At 66.3% G+C, this 17,431-nt stretch carries 15 protein-coding genes; 5 read left to right on the plus strand and 10 right to left on the minus strand.

Annotated features, from left to right (window positions below; all coding sequences use genetic code 11):
* The first annotated feature begins 28 nt into the window (after positions 1 to 28).
* The 4 genes from M2299_RS02245 (at position 29) to M2299_RS02260 (ending at position 2,855) form a co-directional block, all read left to right on the plus strand.
* Positions 29 to 589, plus strand: coding sequence for an NAD(P)H-dependent oxidoreductase (locus tag M2299_RS02245; protein ID WP_033831525.1), 561 nt, complete (start codon positions 29 to 31; stop codon positions 587 to 589).
* A 213-nt stretch (positions 590 to 802) separates the two neighbouring features.
* Entirely contained in the window at positions 803 to 2,233 is a 1,431-nt protein-coding gene (locus tag M2299_RS02250; RefSeq protein WP_025876786.1) for a replicative DNA helicase, read from the plus strand.
* A 152-nt stretch (positions 2,234 to 2,385) separates the two neighbouring features.
* Positions 2,386 to 2,598: a hypothetical protein gene (locus M2299_RS02255; protein ID WP_059064625.1), complete on the plus strand. Its 213-nt coding sequence runs from the start codon at positions 2,386 to 2,388 to the stop codon at positions 2,596 to 2,598.
* Positions 2,595 to 2,855 (plus strand): hypothetical protein, encoded by a 261-nt coding sequence (locus M2299_RS02260; RefSeq protein ID WP_032951933.1) that lies wholly within the window; start codon positions 2,595 to 2,597, stop codon positions 2,853 to 2,855. The genes M2299_RS02255 and M2299_RS02260 overlap by 4 nt, the downstream gene beginning before the upstream one ends.
* 28 nt (positions 2,856 to 2,883) lie before the next feature.
* Here the strand turns inward: M2299_RS02260 and M2299_RS02265 are convergent, their stop codons facing one another.
* From M2299_RS02265 to purB, 7 genes are all read right to left on the minus strand, one after another.
* Complete coding sequence (locus M2299_RS02265; protein WP_099843028.1) at positions 2,884 to 3,294, minus strand: hypothetical protein; 411 nt, start codon at positions 3,292 to 3,294, stop codon at positions 2,884 to 2,886.
* A 163-nt stretch (positions 3,295 to 3,457) separates the two neighbouring features.
* Positions 3,458 to 4,894 carry a dihydrolipoyl dehydrogenase gene (gene lpdA / locus M2299_RS02270; RefSeq protein ID WP_032951934.1) on the minus strand — a complete coding sequence of 479 codons (1,437 nt, stop codon included), beginning with the start codon at positions 4,892 to 4,894 and terminating at the stop codon, positions 3,458 to 3,460.
* A gap of 63 nt (positions 4,895 to 4,957) precedes the next feature.
* The gene (gene sucB / locus M2299_RS02275; protein ID WP_280883773.1) at positions 4,958 to 6,157 is read right to left on the minus strand and encodes a dihydrolipoyllysine-residue succinyltransferase; all 1,200 of its coding nucleotides are present in this window, start codon (positions 6,155 to 6,157) and stop codon (positions 4,958 to 4,960) included.
* A gap of 39 nt (positions 6,158 to 6,196) precedes the next feature.
* Complete coding sequence (locus tag M2299_RS02280) at positions 6,197 to 9,028, minus strand: 2-oxoglutarate dehydrogenase E1 component (RefSeq protein WP_032978870.1); 2,832 nt, start codon at positions 9,026 to 9,028, stop codon at positions 6,197 to 6,199.
* 187 nt (positions 9,029 to 9,215) lie between these two features.
* Positions 9,216 to 10,118: a GNAT family N-acetyltransferase gene (locus M2299_RS02285; protein ID WP_099843026.1), complete on the minus strand. Its 903-nt coding sequence runs from the start codon at positions 10,116 to 10,118 to the stop codon at positions 9,216 to 9,218.
* A gap of 3 nt (positions 10,119 to 10,121) precedes the next feature.
* Complete coding sequence (locus M2299_RS02290; protein ID WP_099843024.1) at positions 10,122 to 11,519, minus strand: cupin domain-containing protein; 1,398 nt, start codon at positions 11,517 to 11,519, stop codon at positions 10,122 to 10,124.
* A gap of 662 nt (positions 11,520 to 12,181) precedes the next feature.
* Positions 12,182 to 13,549: an adenylosuccinate lyase gene (purB, locus tag M2299_RS02295; protein ID WP_033831519.1), complete on the minus strand. Its 1,368-nt coding sequence runs from the start codon at positions 13,547 to 13,549 to the stop codon at positions 12,182 to 12,184.
* Positions 13,550 to 13,838: 289 nt separating this feature from the next.
* On the opposite strand from purB, the gene M2299_RS02300 reads away from it, so the two are divergent.
* Positions 13,839 to 15,278, plus strand: coding sequence for a class II fumarate hydratase (locus M2299_RS02300; protein ID WP_080148444.1), 1,440 nt, complete (start codon positions 13,839 to 13,841; stop codon positions 15,276 to 15,278).
* Between the two features lie 81 nt (positions 15,279 to 15,359).
* Here M2299_RS02300 and M2299_RS02305 read toward each other — a convergent pair whose 3' ends face one another.
* From M2299_RS02305 to M2299_RS02315, 3 genes are all read right to left on the minus strand, one after another.
* Positions 15,360 to 15,785, minus strand: a complete 426-nt coding sequence (locus M2299_RS02305) for a hypothetical protein (RefSeq protein ID WP_032951937.1) — start codon at positions 15,783 to 15,785, stop codon at positions 15,360 to 15,362.
* Positions 15,786 to 15,892: 107 nt separating this feature from the next.
* Entirely contained in the window at positions 15,893 to 16,495 is a 603-nt protein-coding gene (locus M2299_RS02310; RefSeq protein WP_099843022.1) for a DUF2884 family protein, read from the minus strand.
* 30 nt (positions 16,496 to 16,525) lie between these two features.
* Positions 16,526 to 17,410 carry a DUF2807 domain-containing protein gene (locus M2299_RS02315; RefSeq protein ID WP_025876813.1) on the minus strand — a complete coding sequence of 295 codons (885 nt, stop codon included), beginning with the start codon at positions 17,408 to 17,410 and terminating at the stop codon, positions 16,526 to 16,528.
* Between the last annotated feature and the right edge of the window lie 21 nt (positions 17,411 to 17,431).

A 17,431-nucleotide genomic window follows, 5' to 3' on the forward strand; every position in this document is an offset into this window, starting at 1 on the left:
CCTCCCGCACCGTGAGGAGTATGTCCTGATGTCCGTCCCCACCATTGCTGTATTCGTCGGCAGCCTGCGCAAGGACTCATGCAACCGCAAGCTGGCCCGCGCGCTGGAGAAACTTGCGGGTGACAAGGCGCGCTTCCAGTACGTGCAGATCGGCGACCTGCCGCTGTACGACCAGGATTTCGACGCCAGCTACCCCGCGCAGGGCACGCGCCTGAAGGACCAGGTACGCGCGGCTGACGCCGTGCTGTTCGTGACCCCCGAGTACAACCGTTCCGTGCCGGGCGTGTTGAAGAATGCCATCGACATCGGCTCGCGCCCCTACGGCGACAGCGCTTTTGCGGGCAAGCCAGCGGCGGTGATCGGCGCTTCCATCGGCCAGATCGGCACGGCGGTGGCCCAGCAGCACCTGCGCAACAGCCTGGCCTTCCTGGACATGCACGTGCTTGGCCAGCCCGAGGCGTTCATCCACTTCAAGGATGGCCTGATCGATGCCGACGGCACGATCCACAACGAGGGCACGCAGACGTTCCTGCAGGGCTATGTGGACCGGTTCCTGGCCCTGATCGCGGTACATGCCAAGGGCGATTGACGCCAGCAGCGGCGGTTCCCATCTGCGATAATGGTCCGCTTCGGGCGTCGCAACGACGCCCGTCGCAGGCAATGCGACGCCCTCGCGCCAGTCTGGACAGGCTCAGGCGGATATCCCCCGTTCTTCCACGGCTTATCCACAGGTTTGTCCATGGCCGCCAGGCTCGGCGCATGCCTACACTCGTCTGGCCCCTTTTGCAGGAAACACCGCAGCATGTCCGCCCGTTCCGGCTTCCGTTCCAACCGCAGAGAGCGCGGCGATGGCTTCGATCGCGATCGCGATGAATCGCGAATCGACCAGTTGCGCGTGCCGCCGCACTCGGTGGAGGCCGAACAGGCAGTGCTGGGCGGCCTGATGCTGGCACCGGAGGCCTACGACCGGGTCAACGACCAGTTGACCGAGGGCGACTTCTACCGCCGCGACCACCAGATGATCTACCGGGCGATCCGCGAGTTGTCCGAGCGCGAGCGCCCCTTCGATGCGGTGACCCTGGGCGAGTGGTTCGAATCGCAGGGCAAGATGGAGCTGGTGGGCGATGGCGCCTATCTGATCGAACTGGCCAGCACCACGCCGTCGGCGGCCAACATCGTGGCCTATGCCGAGATCGTGCGCGACAAGGCGGTGCTGCGGCAGCTGATCCAGGTCGGCACCGACATCGTCAACGATGGTTTCCAGCCCGAGGGCCGCGACAGCAGCGAGCTGCTGTCCGCTGCGGAAAAGAGCGTATTTGCCATCGCCGAGCAGGGCGCGCGCGGCCGTACCGACTTCGTGGCCATGCCCGGTGCGTTGAAGGACGCATTCGAAGAGCTGCGCAACCGCTTCGAGAATGGCGGCAACATCACCGGCCTGCCGACCGGCTATACCGATTTCGATGCGATGACCGCCGGCCTGCAGCCGACCGACCTGATCATCCTTGCCGCGCGTCCTGCGATGGGCAAGACCACCTTCGCCCTGAACATCGCCGAGTACGCGGCGATCAAGTCGAAGAAGGGCGTGGCGGTGTTCTCGATGGAAATGTCCGCATCGCAGCTGGCGATGCGCCTGATCTCGTCCAATGGCCGCATCAACGCGCAGCGCCTGCGTACCGGCCAGCTGGAGGACGAGGACTGGAGCCGGGTAACCGGTGCGATCAAGATGTTGAAGGAAACCAAGATCTTCATCGACGATACGCCCGGCGTGTCGCCGGAGATCCTGCGTTCCAAGTGCCGCCGCCTCAAGCGCGAGCACGACCTGGGCCTGATCGTGATCGACTACCTGCAGCTGATGAGCGTGCCGGGCAACAGCGAGAACCGCGCGACCGAAATTTCCGAGATCTCGCGTTCGCTGAAGGGCCTGGCCAAGGAACTGCACGTGCCGGTCATTGCACTGTCCCAGCTCAACCGCTCGCTGGAAACACGTACCGACAAGCGCCCGGTGATGGCCGACCTTCGCGAATCGGGCGCAATCGAGCAGGATGCGGACATGATCGTCTTCATCTACCGCGACGATTACTACAACAAGGAAAATTCGCCGGACAAGGGCCTGGCCGAGATCATCATCGGCAAGCACCGCGGTGGCCCCACCGGCTCGTGCAAGCTGAAGTTCTTCGGCGAATACACCCGTTTCGACAACCTGGCCCACGACTCGGTCGGTTCGTTCGAATAGCGCCGACGGCGTTACGGTAGCGCCGGGCCATGCCCGGCGGATTTTCCGGTTTCATCGCCCCCCAACCGGGTTTCGTCGCAAACCGTTTGCGGGCGACAGGGCGGGGCAGCAACGTGGTTGCAGGCGGCGGGGTGCCGCCGAGGGAGCCTCTGATGAAGACCTTGTTTGCGCTTGGTGTCTGGTGCCTGCTGTTCGTGCTGTGCTGGCCGTTGGCGATCCTGGCGCTGGTCGCCTGGCCGTTCGTGTGGCTGCTGAGCCTGCCGTTCCGCCTGCTCGGCGTCACCTTCTCGGCACTGTTCGCCTTCCTGCGCGCGCTGTTCATGCTGCCGGCACGCCTGCTGGGCGGCGGCCCAGTGACCGCATGAGGCCGCGCGTCATTGCGATGGTGGCGCTGCTGGTGGCGGCGCCCGCGTCCGCCAAGGAGCCGCCGTCGGCCTACCTGGAGCGCGGGCATGATCCTGCTTTGGCCGCCACCGCCGCGACTGCAGAGGATGCGCCCAAGGAATCCTGCCGGGTGGTGAAGGAGTGGAAGGCGGGGGAAATGGTCGTCCAGCACCGCATCTGTGACGATCCGCCGAAGAGGGCTGCCGCCAAGCCGGCACCGCGGCCGGTGCAGCGTTGATCCGCCATCTGCCGGTACGGCGGTGGTTTCAGGATGAGGGCGCCGCGGCCGCCGGCGGTGCCGGGAACACCTGTTCGCGCAGATCGCGGTAGACCATGATGATGCGGCCACGCGGGCGCACTACGAATTCAACCTGCAGCGGCGCGCCAGCGGTGGCTGCCGCCGGATGGGTCACCGTGCAGGGCTGCCTGATCCCACAGCGCCGCAGGGATACTTCCAGGCTGCCATCGCTGGCCGTGCGCACATCCGCGCCGGGTGAGTGGAAGAGCGTCTCGGCAGGCACGTGGTAGCGGATCAGCACGTCGCCATCGCGTTGCGGCATCACTTCGACCGGCTGCACCTCGGCTGCGCGGTAGTCGGTTCTGGCTGGGGTGGCAGTGCACCCGGCCAAGGCGAAGCCGAGCAGCAATGGCAGGCGGTAGAAGCGGGACAGGTGCATGATCGTACGGCTCCATGGAAATCGGCGGCGGCCACAGCATTCCCTGGCCGGTTGCATTGGGCCGGGTTGCAGGCGGGCGGTCAAGCGGCCAACAAAAAACCCCGCCGAGGCGGGGTTTTTTGTATCCAGCAACGCGGGCCAGTGGCCGACACTACCCGATGGCTCAGTTCGCCTTGTGGATCGCGCGCTTGCTCACGGCCATCGCCGCGTCGTGCACCACTTCCGACAGCGACGGGTGAGCGTGGCAGATCCGCGCCAGGTCGTCGGCCGAACCGCTGAACTCCATGGTCAGCACGCCTTCGTGCACCAGCTCGGACACGTTGGCGCCCACCAGGTGCATGCCCAGGATGCGATCGGTTTCGGCGTGGGCCAGAACCTTCACGAAGCCTGCCGGCTCGATCATCGCCACGGCACGGCCGTTGGCGGCGAACGGGAAGCTGCCGGCCTTGTACGGGATGCCCTCGGCCTTCAGCTGCTGCTCGGTCTTGCCGACCCAGGCCAGCTCCGGCTCGGTGTAGATGACCCACGGAATGGTGTCGAAGTTGACGTGGCCCGGCAGGCCGGCGATCAGTTCGGCAACCGCGATGCCTTCCTCGAAGCCCTTGTGCGCCAGCATCGGGCCGCGCACGCAGTCACCGACCGCCCAGACGCCATTGACGCCGGTGTGGCAGTGCGCGTCGACTTCGATCTGGCCACGCTCGTTGATCTTGACGCCGGTACCTTCGGCCAGCAGGCCCTTGGTGGCGGCGCGACGGCCGACGGCCACCAGCAGCTTGTCCACGACCAGCGACTTCTCGCCTTCGGCGTCGGTGTAGGTCAGGGCGACTTCCTTCTTCTTGCCCTTGCCGGTCACTTCGGCCTTGGAGACCTTGGCACCCAGGCGGATGTCCAGGCCCTGCTTCTTGAATTCCTTGGCGGCGGTCTTGGCCACTTCGGTATCGGCCGCAGCCAGGAAGTCCGGCAGCGCTTCCAGGATGGTCACTTCCGAACCCAGGCGCTTCCACACGCTGCCCAGTTCCAGGCCGATCACACCGGCGCCGATCACGGCCAGGCGCGCCGGCACTTCGGTGAAGTCCAGGCCGCCGACGTTGTCGACGATGGTCTCGCCGTCGAACTTGGCGAACGGCAGTTCGATCGAATCCGAGCCGGCGGCGATGATGACGTTGGTGCCCTTCAGCTCGACGACCGAGCCGTCATGCTGGGTGACCTTGACCACGTTGCCCGGCTGCAGTTCGCCGAAGCCGTAATAGGCGGCGACCTTGTTGGCCTTGAACAGCATGGCGATGCCGCCGGTGAACTGCTTGACGATCTTGTCCTTGCGGCCAACCATCGCTTCGACGTCCATCTTGGCATCCTTGAAGCTGATGCCGTGGTCGCCAAAGATGTGGCCCATGTTCCAGAACTGGCGCGAGGAATCCAGCAGCGCCTTGGACGGGATGCAGCCCACGCGCAGGCAGGTGCCACCCAGGGCCGGCTTGCCGTCCTTGCCCAGCGCTGCGTCGATGCAGGCGGTCTTCAGGCCAAGCTGGGCCGCGCGGATGGCAGCGTGGTAACCGGCCGGGCCGGCACCGATGACGACGACGTCGAATTGTTCAGCCATTGAAATAGTCCTTGTTGCATTACCAGAACCCCTCCGCGCAGGCGCGGAGGGGCGGGAGGTCTCTTACAGGCCGAACAGCATGCGGCCCGGGTTTTCCAGCTGGTTCTTGATGTCCACCAGGAACTGCACCGAGTCCTTGCCGTCGATGATGCGGTGATCGTAGGACAGCGCCAGGTACATCATCGGCGCGATCACGACCTGGCCGTTCTGGGCGATCGGGCGCTCCTTGATGGCGTGCATGCCGAGGATGGCGCTCTGCGGCGGGTTGATGATCGGGGTCGACAGCAGCGAACCGAAGGTGCCGCCGTTGGTCACGGTGAAGGTGCCGCCCTGCAGTTCTTCCAGGCTCAGCTTGCCGTCACGGGCCTTCTTGGCGTAGTCGGCGATGGTCTTTTCGATGTCGGCGAACGACATGCGCTCGACGTTGCGCAGCACCGGCGTGACCAGGCCCTTCTCGGTCGACACGGCGATCGAGATGTCCGAGTAGCCGTGGTAGATGATGTCGTCGCCGTCGATGGAGGCATTGACCAGCGGGAAGCGCTGCAGCGCGTTGGCGGCGGCCTTCACGAAGAAGCTCATGAAGCCGAGCTTGATGCCGTGCGCCTTGACGAACTCGTCCTGCAGTTCCTTGCGCGCCGCCGACACCTTGGACAGGTCGACTTCGTTGAAGGTGGTCAGCATGGCGGTGGAGTTCTTCGACTCCATCAGGCGCTCGGCGATGCGCTTGCGGATGCGGGTCATCGGCACGCGTTCTTCCGGACGTGCGCCACCGGCCTTGCCGACGCCGCCGTTGCGGGCGAAGTTGACGATGTCTTCCTTGGTGACGGCGCCACGACGGCCGGTGCCGTCGACGTCGGCCGGGTTCACGCCTTCGGTGATGGCGGTGAAGCGGGCGCCCGGCGGCAGCGCGTCGGCAGCCGACTTGGCAGCCGGGGCCGGGGCAGCGGCTGCGGTCGGAGCAGCAGCGGCCGGAGCGGCCTCAGCCTTCTTCTCTTCGGCAGCCGGGGCCGGTGCAGCAGCCACGGCGCCTTCTTCGATGATCGCCACGACCTGGCTGGAAGTGACGGTGTCGCCTTCCTTGAACTTGATTTCCTTGATCACGCCATCGACCGGCGACGGCACTTCCAGGACGACCTTGTCGGTTTCCAGGTCAAGCAGGTTTTCGTCGCGCTTGACGGCGTCGCCCACCTTCTTGTGCCAGGTGGCGATGGTGCCGTCGGCGACGGATTCGGGCAGTACCGGGGCTTTGACTTCGGTGGCCATGCGGGAGCTTCCTGGTTTGTCTTCTAAATAGGGGGAGAGTTATTCAGCGAACGAGTCGTTGAACGGGTTGACCAGTGCATCGGCGACCAGCTGCTGCTGTTCGCGGACATGGTCAGCCATGTGACCGGCAGCCGGCGAAGCCGAACGTGCGCGACCGGCGTAGTGCAGGCTCTGGCCATCGGCCAGGCAGAACTGCAGGTGGTGGCGGATCTGGTACCACGCGCCCTGGTTCTGCGGTTCTTCCTGCGTCCACACCACGTCGGTGGCCTTGCCGTACTTCTTCAGTTCGGCAGCCAGCAGCGCACGCGGGAACGGGTACAGCTGCTCCACGCGGATGATCGCCACGTCGTCCTGGCCACGCTTGGTCTGGTCTTCCAGCAGGTCGTAGTAGACCTTGCCCGAGCACAGCACCACGCGCTTGACCTTCTTGGCATCTGCATTGGCATCGCCGATCAGGTGCTGGAACTCGCCATTGGCCAGCTCGTCCAGGGTCGACACGGCCAGCTTGTGGCGCAGCAGCGACTTGGGCGACATCACCACCAGCGGCTTGCGGGTGGTCAGGTGCTGCTGGCGACGCAGCATGTGGAAGGCCTGCGCCGGGGTCGACGGCACCACCACCAGCATGTTCTCCAGCGCGCACAGCTGCAGGAAGCGCTCCAGGCGCGCCGAGCTGTGTTCCGGGCCCTGACCTTCATAGCCATGCGGCAGCAGCAGGGTCAGGCCGGAGATGCGGCCCCACTTTGCTTCGCCGGCGGCGATGAACTGATCGATCACCACCTGGGCGCCGTTGGCGAAGTCGCCGAACTGGCCTTCCCAGATGCACAGGGTGTTCGGATCGGTGGTCGAGAAACCGTACTCGTAGGCCATCACTGCTTCTTCGCTGAGCAGCGAATCGATGACGGTGGCCTTCTCCGGCGAATCCACCAGCTGCCGCAGCGGCAGGTAGTAGTTGTCGGTCTTCTGGTCGTGCAGGATCGCGTGGCGGTGAGTGAACGTGCCTCGGCCGACGTCCTGGCCGACCAGGCGCAGCGCACTGCCTTCATCCAGCAGGGTGGCGTAGGCCAGGTTCTCGGCAAAGCCCCAGTCGCCCGGGATCTCGCCGGCAGCCATCTTGCGGCGGTCGTCGTATACCTTGGACACGCGCGAGTGCAGCTGCACTTCTTCGGGCACGGTGTTGATCAGCTTGGCCAGCGCGACCAGCTTGTCCTTGTCGACCTTCGTCGACACCGGATCGGACAGCTTGCCTTCCAGCAGCTTCGGCCAATCAACGAACAGCGGGCTGGTCGGCGGGGTCTTTTCGACCTTGGCCAGCTCGGTGGTCACTTCACCGGCATCGAGCTTCTCGCGGTACGCATCGACCATCGCCTTGCCGGCGCCGGCGGCGATCACGCCTGCCTTTTCCAGCTGCTCGGCGTACATCTCGCGGGTGGTAGCGTGCTTGCGGATCACCTGGTACATCAGCGGCTGGGTGATCGCCGGCTCGTCGGCCTCGTTGTGGCCCCAACGGCGGTAGCACATCAGGTCGATGACCACGTCCTTGGCGAACTTCTGGCGGAACTCGAACGCCAGCTGCGCGGCGAACACCACCGCTTCCGGATCATCGCCGTTCACGTGCAGCACCGGGGCGGCGATCATCTTCGCCACGTCGGTGGCATAGCGCGTGGAGCGCGTGTCCTGCGGATTGGAGGTGGTGAAGCCGACCTGGTTGTTGACCACGATGTGCACGGTGCCGCCAACGGCGAAGCCGCGGGCCTGCGACATCTGGAACAGCTCCATGACCACGCCCTGGCCGGAGAAGGCCGCGTCGCCGTGGATCAGGATCGGCATCACCTGCTTGCGCGCGGTGTCCTTGCGGCGCTCCTGGCGCGAACGCACCGAGCCGGCAACCACCGGGTCGGCGATTTCCAGGTGCGACGGGTTGAACGCCAGGGCCAGATGCACCGGGCCACCCTCGGTGGCCACGTCGGCGGAGAAGCCCATGTGGTATTTCACATCGCCGGCCGAAGCGTGCTCGTCGTGCTCGAACTTGCCTTCGAATTCGTCGAACAGCTTGCGCGGGTTCTTGCCGAGGGTGTTGACCAGCACGTTCAGGCGGCCGCGGTGGGCCATGCCGATCACCACGTCCTTGACGCCATCCTTGCCGGCGCTGCGGATGATGGTGTCCATCATCGGGATCAGCGAGTCGCCGCCTTCCAGCGAGAAGCGCTTCTGGCCGACGTACTTGGTGTGCAGGTAGCGCTCGAGGCCTTCGGCGGCGGTCAGGCGCTCCAGCGTGCGGCGCTGGGTGTCAGCGTCCAGCTGGTAGTTGCCACCGGCCAGTTCCAGCTTCTTGTAGATCCACTGGCGCTGCTCGACCTCGGAGATGTGCATGAACTCCGCACCGATCGAACCGGTGTAGGTCGCCTTCAGGCGCGCCAGCAGGTCACGCAGCTTCATGCGCGGCTGGCCACCCACGCCGCCGGTGCTGAACTCGCTGTTGAGGTCAGCATCGGACAGGTTGTGGAAGGGCAGGCCGAGGTCCGGGGTGTTGACCGGAGAGGCCAGGCCCAGCGGGTCCAGGCGGGCGTCCAGATGACCACGCGAACGGTAGGCGGTGATCAGACGACCGACATTGCGCTCGCGCTCATCGCCTGCACCGGTGCCGGTGCCTGCTTTCAGCGCATCCTTGGCCGCGTCCGCGATGTGGGAAATGACGGCCGAGTGCGGAATGTCGCCCGCTTCGCGGCCCTTGAAGCCGTCGAAGTAGGTTTTCCATTTGGGATCGACACTATCCGGGGAGACCAGGTACTGCTCGTACAGGTCCTCGACATAGGAGGCGTTGCCGCCGGCGAGTTGCGAAGATTGCGCAAACTGCTTCAGTTGATTGTCCACGATGGAGGGTGCTGATTCGCTTTGTGGGGTATGGCTTCAGAAGGACCCGGCACGAAGATGAATAGCCATGCACGGGCGCGTTCAAACGGCCAAATTGTACCCCCATCCGGACACGAAGGGGCAGCGACGAGGGCATCGGGCGTCCCCCGGTGTCGGTCCCAGACAGGTTGAGCGCACCCCGTCGCGGTCAGATGCCGAGTGCGCGCAATTCGCTGCATTCGCGCGAACGGTCCCAGACACGCTGCAATTGCTGCTCGAACGGCTGCGAACGTGCCGGCAGCGCGATTGCCGATTCGCCGTCGAGGCGATGGCCGATGAGACGAAAGTAGAAGTCGCCTGCATCGTTGAGCAGGCAGGCCGAGGCCAGGGCGCGATCGATCGGATCGGCGACCTCGCGGAACTGGATCACACTGGGAAGGCGCTGGAACAGCGCCAGCAGCGGCGCACCGGCACTGGCGATGGCTGCGGCGTCATGCACGATCACCCGCAGCTGCTTGTCGTGGCGGGCGGTGACGAAGCGGCGCAGGGCCGCCTGTACCGGTGGCGCATCCAGCAGGCCGGGGTCCAGCTGCCGGCTGTGCAGCCACAATCGACGGCGGGCGCGGTGGATGATCGCCGTGGTGATCGCCACCGCTTCAGCGCGGCTGTCGATGGCGGAAACGGCCTGCAGGCGGCGCCGCATCTGCTGGTGGCCAATGCCAGCTTCTTCGAATTCGGGGCCTTCCGGAAGGAAGCCCTGGCGGGCGTAGAAGTCGCGTGCCGGCAGCTGCGCATGCAGGTGCAGCTCGGCCAGGCCGAGCTGGCGCCCGGCCTGCACCAGTGCCTCAAGCAGGGCCTCGCCAATGCCGTGGCCGCGATACGCCGCCAGCACCGCCATGCGGCCGATGCGGCCATCCGGCGACAGCCGCCCGGTGCCGACCGGATGCCCGTCGGCATCCAGCGCCAGCACGTGGGCACAGACCGGATCCAGGGCATCGCGCTCCAGGGCGGCGTCGATGCCCTGTTCCTGCACGAACACCCGCTGGCGCACGTCGTGGATGGCGACGTGGGCCTCGGCGTGACTGACCTGCTGGACCCGCAGCGGGCTCATGGCTCAGCCGCGGCCGGCGTCGCTGTCGTCTTCGTCGTGGTCATCGAAGTTGACGATCACTTCAATACCGTCGTCGTGCACGGTCACCAGATGGACGTCATCGGACATCGAGTCAGCCTCGATCACCTCGACCTGCTCGTGGCCCTCGATCACTTCACCCAGCACCTCTTCCTCCTCGTCGGAGTACACCTCGTTCGGATCGATCAGCTGGAACACGCCGCCGACCAGCAACTGCTGGACCACCGCACGGCCCTTGTCGGACAGGCCGCGGTAGGCGGCGGCGTCGAGCTGCTCGGCACCTGCCAGGCGCTGCGCGTCCTTGACCGGCAGGGCGAAGTCCTGGCCACTGACATACAGGCTGGCACCGCGCTTGGCCCGGCGCCAGGCCAGGCGCGACCACGGGTGACGCTGCAGCAGCAGGCCCGACTGCAGGGCCTCCAGCACTTCTTCCTGCGGCGGCGCGGCCTGGTGGGCCATCACCTCGCCGGCGGCGCGGTAGGTGGTGATGAAGCGGCCGAACCAGTCACCCAGCTTGTCCGGATCGTTCATGCGGATGGCGTTGAGCGCGGTGATCACCCGCGCCATCGCCACGGTGTCGATCTCGTTCGGGTCGGCCGGTGCCTTCAGGTCGGCGTCCTGGTAGCGGATGTTCTCGTCGGCGTCGGCGATCAACGTGTCCAGATAGTCACTGATCAGCTCGGCCGAAGACGGTGCGCGCATGCCGAACGAGAACGTCAGGCACGGGTCTTCGGCAACGCCGTGATGCGGCACGTTCGGCGGCAGGTACAGCATGTCGCCCGGCGCCAGCACCCAGTCGTGGGTCGGCTTGAACACTTCCAGCAGCTTCAGTTCCACGTCGGGGCGGAAGCCCAGCGGCGGGCGCTTGCCCTTGATCGATTCACTGGCATCGATCTGCCAGCGGCGGTGGCCGTGGGCCTGCAGCAGGAACACGTCGTACTGGTCGACATGGGCACCGACCGAGCCACCGGTAGCGGCGAAGCTGATCATCACATCGTCCATGCGCCAGCGCGGCAGGAAGCTGAAGTGTTCGATCAGGGCGCGCACGTCCTTGTCCCATTTGTCCACGTCCTGCACCAGCAGGGTCCAGTCGTGGTCGGGCAGGGCGGGGAAGATGTCTTCCTGGAACGGGCCGCTGCGCACGCGCCAGCTGTCCTGGGCCTTGTCATGCTCGATCAGGCGGGCCAGCACGCCCTCTTCGCAGGCCAGGCCGGCCAGGTCTTCCGGCTGTACCGGGGTCTGGAAATCCGGGAAGGCATTGCGGATCAGCAGCGGGCGTTTCTGCCAGAAGTCACGCAGGAAGGTGGCCGGTGCCATGCCCAGCGGCTGGCCGCGGCGGGCGGTGACTTCGATCAGGGGGGAGGAGGACTTGCGGGCGGCCATGGGGGAGTTCCTTGCAGCGGAAAGCGGGAGGGGCGGCGTGGCGGGCCGCCAAGGGCTCCATTGTCCGACGTTCGATGGGATTGCGCACGTGTGCTGGTTTGTCGCGGGGTGTCCGGCCAACGGCGGAGCCCCTCGTGGCGGTCAGGCTCACAAGCAAAAGCCGAGCTTGGCCGGGCGGGTGGGCCATGCAGGGGACGCTGCAAGTACGTCCCTGTAAGCTCGATGGCGCCATCCATGGCGCCAACGCCCCTGCATGGCCCACCCCCCCGGCCCCTGACAGTTTCCTGCGGGGTCCGCCACGGAATGGAAGAAGAAAATCAAAGGCAACAGCGGGTCGCGCGCTGCGCTTGCTCCAACTGCCTTCGCCATAAACAAAGAGGGACGCGGCGAAGCCGCGTCCCTCTCTCAATTCCGTCCCGACAACCCAACGCTCTTCGATCCGTCACCGGGAATCTGTCAGAGGTGGGGCGGGATGGGCCAGCGGGACCGTTGGCGCCATGGATGGCGCCATCGAGCCCCCATGGATGGGTTCACGGCGTGTCCCGCTGGCCCATCCCGACCCGCCCAGCTAGCAGTAATCCAGAGCCGCTTTTGACGTTGCTGTTGCCGTTGCTGTTGCCTGCCGCAGGCAGCGCCCGCGGCCGCCGCCGCAAGGAAAACCCTTAAATCTTCTTCGCCAGCGACTCGGCCAGGCCGGTGTAGCTGCCCGGGGTCATCTCCAGCAGGCGCTGCTTGGCATCGGCCGGCAGCTCCAGCCCCTGCACGAAGGTGCGCATCGACTCGGCCGTGATGCCCTGGCCACGGGTGAGCGCCTTCAGCTGCTCGTACGGGTTCGGCAGCCCATGGCGGCGCATCACCGTCTGCACGGCCTCGGCCAGCACTTCCCACGCCGCATCCAGATCGGCGTCCAGGCGCTGCGGGTTCACCTCCAGCTTGCCCAGGCCCTTGGCCAGCGAATCCAGCGCCACCTGGCTGTGACCGAACGCGGTGCCCAGCGCGCGCAGCACGGTGGAATCGGTCAGGTCACGCTGCCAGCGGCTGATCGGCAGCTTCGCGCTGAAATGCTCGAATAGCGCGTTGGCAATGCCGAAGTTGCCTTCGGCGTTCTCGAAATCGATCGGGTTGACCTTGTGCGGCATCGTCGACGAACCGACTTCGCCTTCCTTCAGGCGCTGCTTGAAATAGCCCAGCGAGACGTAGCCCCAGATGTCGCGGGCCAGGTCGATCAGGATGATGTTGGCGCGGCGGGCGGCATCACCGATCTCGGCGATGTTGTCGTGCGGCTCGATCTGGGTGGTGTACGGGTTGAACACCAGCCCCAGCCCGGTCACGAAGCGCTCGGCGAAGGCCGGCCAGTCCACATCCGGGTAGCTGGCGATGTGCGCGTTGTAGTTGCCGACGGCGCCGTTGATCTTGCCGGTCAGTTCAACCGCGGCGATCTGCCGGCGCTGGCGCTCCAGGCGGGCGACCACGTTGGCCAGCTCCTTGCCCAGCGTGGTCGGCGAGGCGGTCTGGCCGTGGGTGCGCGACAGCATCGGCTGGCCGGCCTGGGCATGGGCCAGCGTGCGCAGTGCAGTGGCGATGCCGTCCAGGGTCGGCAGCAGCACCTCGCGACGGGCCTGTTCCAGCATCAGGCCGTAGCTGAGGTTGTTGATGTCTTCGCTGGTGCAGGCGAAATGCACGAACTCCAGCGCCGGCGCCAGCTCGGCATCGTCCTTCAGCTGTTCCTTGATGAAGTACTCCACCGCCTTGACGTCATGGTTGGTGGTGCGCTCGATCTCCTTCACGCGCGCGGCCTGGGCCGGGCTGAAGCCGTTGGCCAGTGCACGCAGGCGGACGATGGCAGCGTCGGAGAACGCGGCCAGCTCGACGATGCCCGGCTCGGCGGCCAGGGCCAACAGCCACTCCACTTCGACCGTGACACGGGCCTTGATCAGGCCGTACTCGGAGAAGATCGGGCGCAGGGCGTCGACCTTGCCGGCATAGCGGCCATCGAGCGGGGACAGGGCGAGCAGGGCGGATTCGGACATGTCGGCAGGGCTGGGACGAGCGGCGGGGCCGATATTCTACGACGCGTGGCCTTCGCATGCTCGGTAGCGCCGGGCCATGCCCGGCGGATGGTGGCCGCGCTGCGCGCTCGCCGGGCGCGGCCCGGCGCTACCCGTTCAATCGGCCCTGCGGATGAAACGATCTGGCCCGTCCTCGCCATCCCACGCTGCGGACAAGGGAGTATCGTTGTCGCAGCCGCCAGCCCGGGAAGCGACACCCTGCCAGCCGCCGCTTTCCTTTCCCCAACTGAAGTAGTGCGGAGTTGATGCAATGAGCAAAGCTGCAAGCAAGAGTGCCCCCAAGGGATTCCGGATCGAGCACGACAGCATGGGCGAGCTGCAGGTGCCTGCCGACGCCCTGTGGGGCGCGCAGACCCAGCGCGCTGTACAGAATTTCCCGGTGTCGGGCCAGCGCATGCCGCGCGGTTTCATCCGTGCGCTGGGCCTGGTCAAGGGCGCTGCCGCCGGCGTCAATGCCGAGCTGGGCCATCTGCCGAAGACCGTGGCCAAGGCCATCCAGTCTGCCGCGGCTGAAGTGGCGGACGGCACGTGGGACGCGCAGTTCCCGATCGACGTCTACCAGACCGGCTCGGGTACGTCCTCGAACATGAATGCCAACGAGGTCATCGCCACCCTGGCCAATCGCGCCGGCAAGGCCGGCAAGACCACGGTGCACCCGAACGATCACGTCAACCAGGGGCAGAGCTCCAACGACGTGATTCCAACGGCGCTGCGCGTGTCGGCCGTGCTGGCCACCCATGAGCAGCTGCTGCCGGCGCTGGTGCACCTGCGCAGGACGCTGGACAAGAAGGGCCGCAGCCTGCGCAAGGTGGTCAAGACCGGCCGCACCCATCTGATGGATGCGATGCCGCTGACCTTCGAACAGGAATTCGGTGCATGGTCGGCGCAGCTGGCCTCGGCCCAGGAGCGCATCGAGGACAGCCTCAAGCGCGTGCGCCGCCTGCCGCTCGGCGGTACCGCCATCGGCACCGGCATCAATGCCGACCCGCGCTTTGGTGCACAGGTTGCCAAGGCGCTGAAGCAGCAGACCGGCTTCAAGTTCGACAGCGCCGAGAACAAGTTCGAAGGCCTGGCCGCGCAGGACGATGCAGTGGAGCTGTCGGGCCAGCTCAATGCACTGGCGGTAGCCCTGATCAAGATCGCCAACGACCTGCGCTGGATGAACGCCGGCCCGCTGGCGGGCCTGGGCGAGATCGAACTGCCGGCACTGCAGCCGGGGTCCTCGATCATGCCGGGCAAGGTCAATCCGGTGATCCCGGAGGCGACGGTGATGGCCTGCGCGCAGGTGATCGGCCACCACACGGCGATCACCGTGGCCGGCCAGACCGGCAACTTCCAGCTCAACGTGACGCTGCCGCTGATCGCGGTGAACCTGCTCGATGGCATCGGCCTGCTGGCCAATGTGTCGACCCTGCTGGCCGACAGCGCCATTGCCGGCCTGAAGGTGCGCGAGGACCGTGTGGCCGAGGCGCTGGCGCGCAATCCGATCCTGGTGACCGCGCTGAACCCGATCATCGGTTACGAGAAGGCCGCAGCGATTGCCAAGCGTGCCTACAAGGAGCAGCGCCCGGTGCTGGACGTGGCGCTGGAAGACAGTGGCCTGGCCGAAGCCGAGCTGCGCCGCCTGCTGGATCCGGCCGCGTTGACGGCCGGTGGCATCCAGGCCGGTGGCGGTGGTGCCGGCGGCTGATCGAGCGGTGTGCGGGCCGAGGTCCGCACCCACTACAGGCGAGAAAGAAGAACGCCGCCCGGGAGGGCGGCGTTGTTCGTTTCAGCGACGGTCGGCGACGATGTTGCCGAAGGTCTCGGTGTAATCCTTGAACTCGGGAATGGTCTGCACCAGGTCCGGCGGAATCACCTGCATGCCCTCCGGCGGCACGATCTTCACCGGCTGCATGTTGGGGTCGGCCGGTGCGGCCACCAGCGTGTTCTGGCGCAGCACCTGCAGCTTGCCGAACATCGTCTGCAGCATCTGCTTCTGTTCGGCGTTGAGCGGGATCAGGATCTCGTCGATCTTCATCTGCCCGTCGGGCAGGATGATGATGTTCGGTGCCGGCTGGCGGCGCACGGTCACGATGCTCTCGCTGACGGAAATCTTGGGTTTGCCACGCTCGGCGCGGTGGTTGCGGTAGTCCTGGTCACAGCCGACCAGGCCCAGGCAGAGCAGGGCGGCCAACAGCAGAAACAGCTTTTTCATGGCGGTTCGATGAAGTGCATCCGGGGCTGCCATTGTAAGCCCGCCGGGGCGCAGCGGCCGGCAACGCAGGTGCGCGGCCGGCCGGGTGCGCTGATCTGTCACAGGGGTCAGCGGTTGACGACGGTGTCCTTGCCGCAGTCGTCCACATCGCTCTGGTCCATCGTGGCGTAGGGCTTGAACGCCGGCAGCGAAGCAGCCAGGGCCTGCTGGCTGGCCAGCATGGCCGGCATGCGGTCGCAGATGCGCTTGGCCTGCGCTTCGATCTTGGCGGCCTCGGCGTTGATCCGTTTCTCGATGCCTTCGCTGTCACCGCTGAAGATGCCCTTCAGTGCTTCACCGGCGGCGTTGGCGCCGAGCTTGGCGCCTGCCAGGCCGACATCCATGCCGTCCATCGCCACCGCCACCACGTGGCCGCGGTAATCAAGCAGCTGGCGACGCTGGCCATCGTCCAGCGCCACCGGCTTGCCACCGATCAGCAGCTGTCCCTGCGGGGTGATCTCCGCGCGTGGCTGGTTGTCGGCCGAGATATTGATGTTGCCTTCGGCGATTTCCCTGCGGGCGTCATCCATCGCCTCCTTGACGGTCTGGCCGGCGCCGCCCGCGGTCTCGGCCACCGCCTTGCCGGCGGTCTTGTCGGGGCTGGACGTGTCGCCACAGGCGATCAGCGGCAGGCACAGCAGGGCAGCAGGCAGCAGGCGCAGCAGACTCATGGCATTCCCCTCGGATCGGATGGTTGGACGTTACTTGCCGCGCGGCAGGGTGATGGTGCCGGACACGTTGCGATGCTGGACATCGCCGCTGCCGCTGTGCTCGACGGTGAGGTTGCCGCGCACGCCGTCGACATCGATGTCGCCCGAGCCGTGGCTGCGCACGCGGACGTTGCCGCCGACCTGCTCGATATCGACGTTGCCGGAGCCGACCACGCCGACCTCGACGTTGCCCTGCACCTGCTTGAAGCCGATGTCGCCCGAACCGACGGTATCCAGCCGCGCGTTGCCACGCACGTCGGTCACCTTCAGGTCACCGGAGCCGACGGTGCCGACGCTGGCATCACCGCCGATGTTGCGCGCGTTGACGTCGCCCGAACCCAGCGAGAGCAGGTTGAACGACGCGGCGCCATCAACGTCCAGGTCGCCCGAACCCACGGCGGCATGCACGCTGCCACGGGTGCCGCGGGCGATGCCATCACCGGAGCCCACGTCCATGCTCAGCGACTGCGCGTTCTCGATGCTGCCATCGCCCGAGCCGATCTTGAACTGCAGCGGCAGGTTGTCCGGCACGCTGCCACGGATGTCCAGCCAGGCGTAGCTGTTACCCATCGACAGCGCGTCGCGGCTGTCGCGGCGCAGGCTCACCACCAGCTTGTCGCCCACGCGGCGCTGGTCCAGCACCAGCTGGTCCAGCCAGTCCTTGTTGGACGCGCACGCGCGGCCTTCGAGCTGGCCGCCACCGGTGCTGGCGACCACCTTCAGGTCATGCTGGTTGATCTCGAACACCACCGCTTTGGCACCGGCCGCGTCGATCTTCAACGCGCGCGGCGCGGAGAACTTGCAGTTCGGTGCATCGGCGGCCAGCGCCGACAGCGGCAACAGCAACAGTGCAGTACAGGCAATCAAGGAACGCATGGATGGTGCCTCCAGGTTGAC

Source organism: Stenotrophomonas sp. 1278, from assembly GCF_029892765.1.
Taxonomy (GTDB): Bacteria; Pseudomonadota; Gammaproteobacteria; order Xanthomonadales; family Xanthomonadaceae; genus Stenotrophomonas; species Stenotrophomonas indicatrix.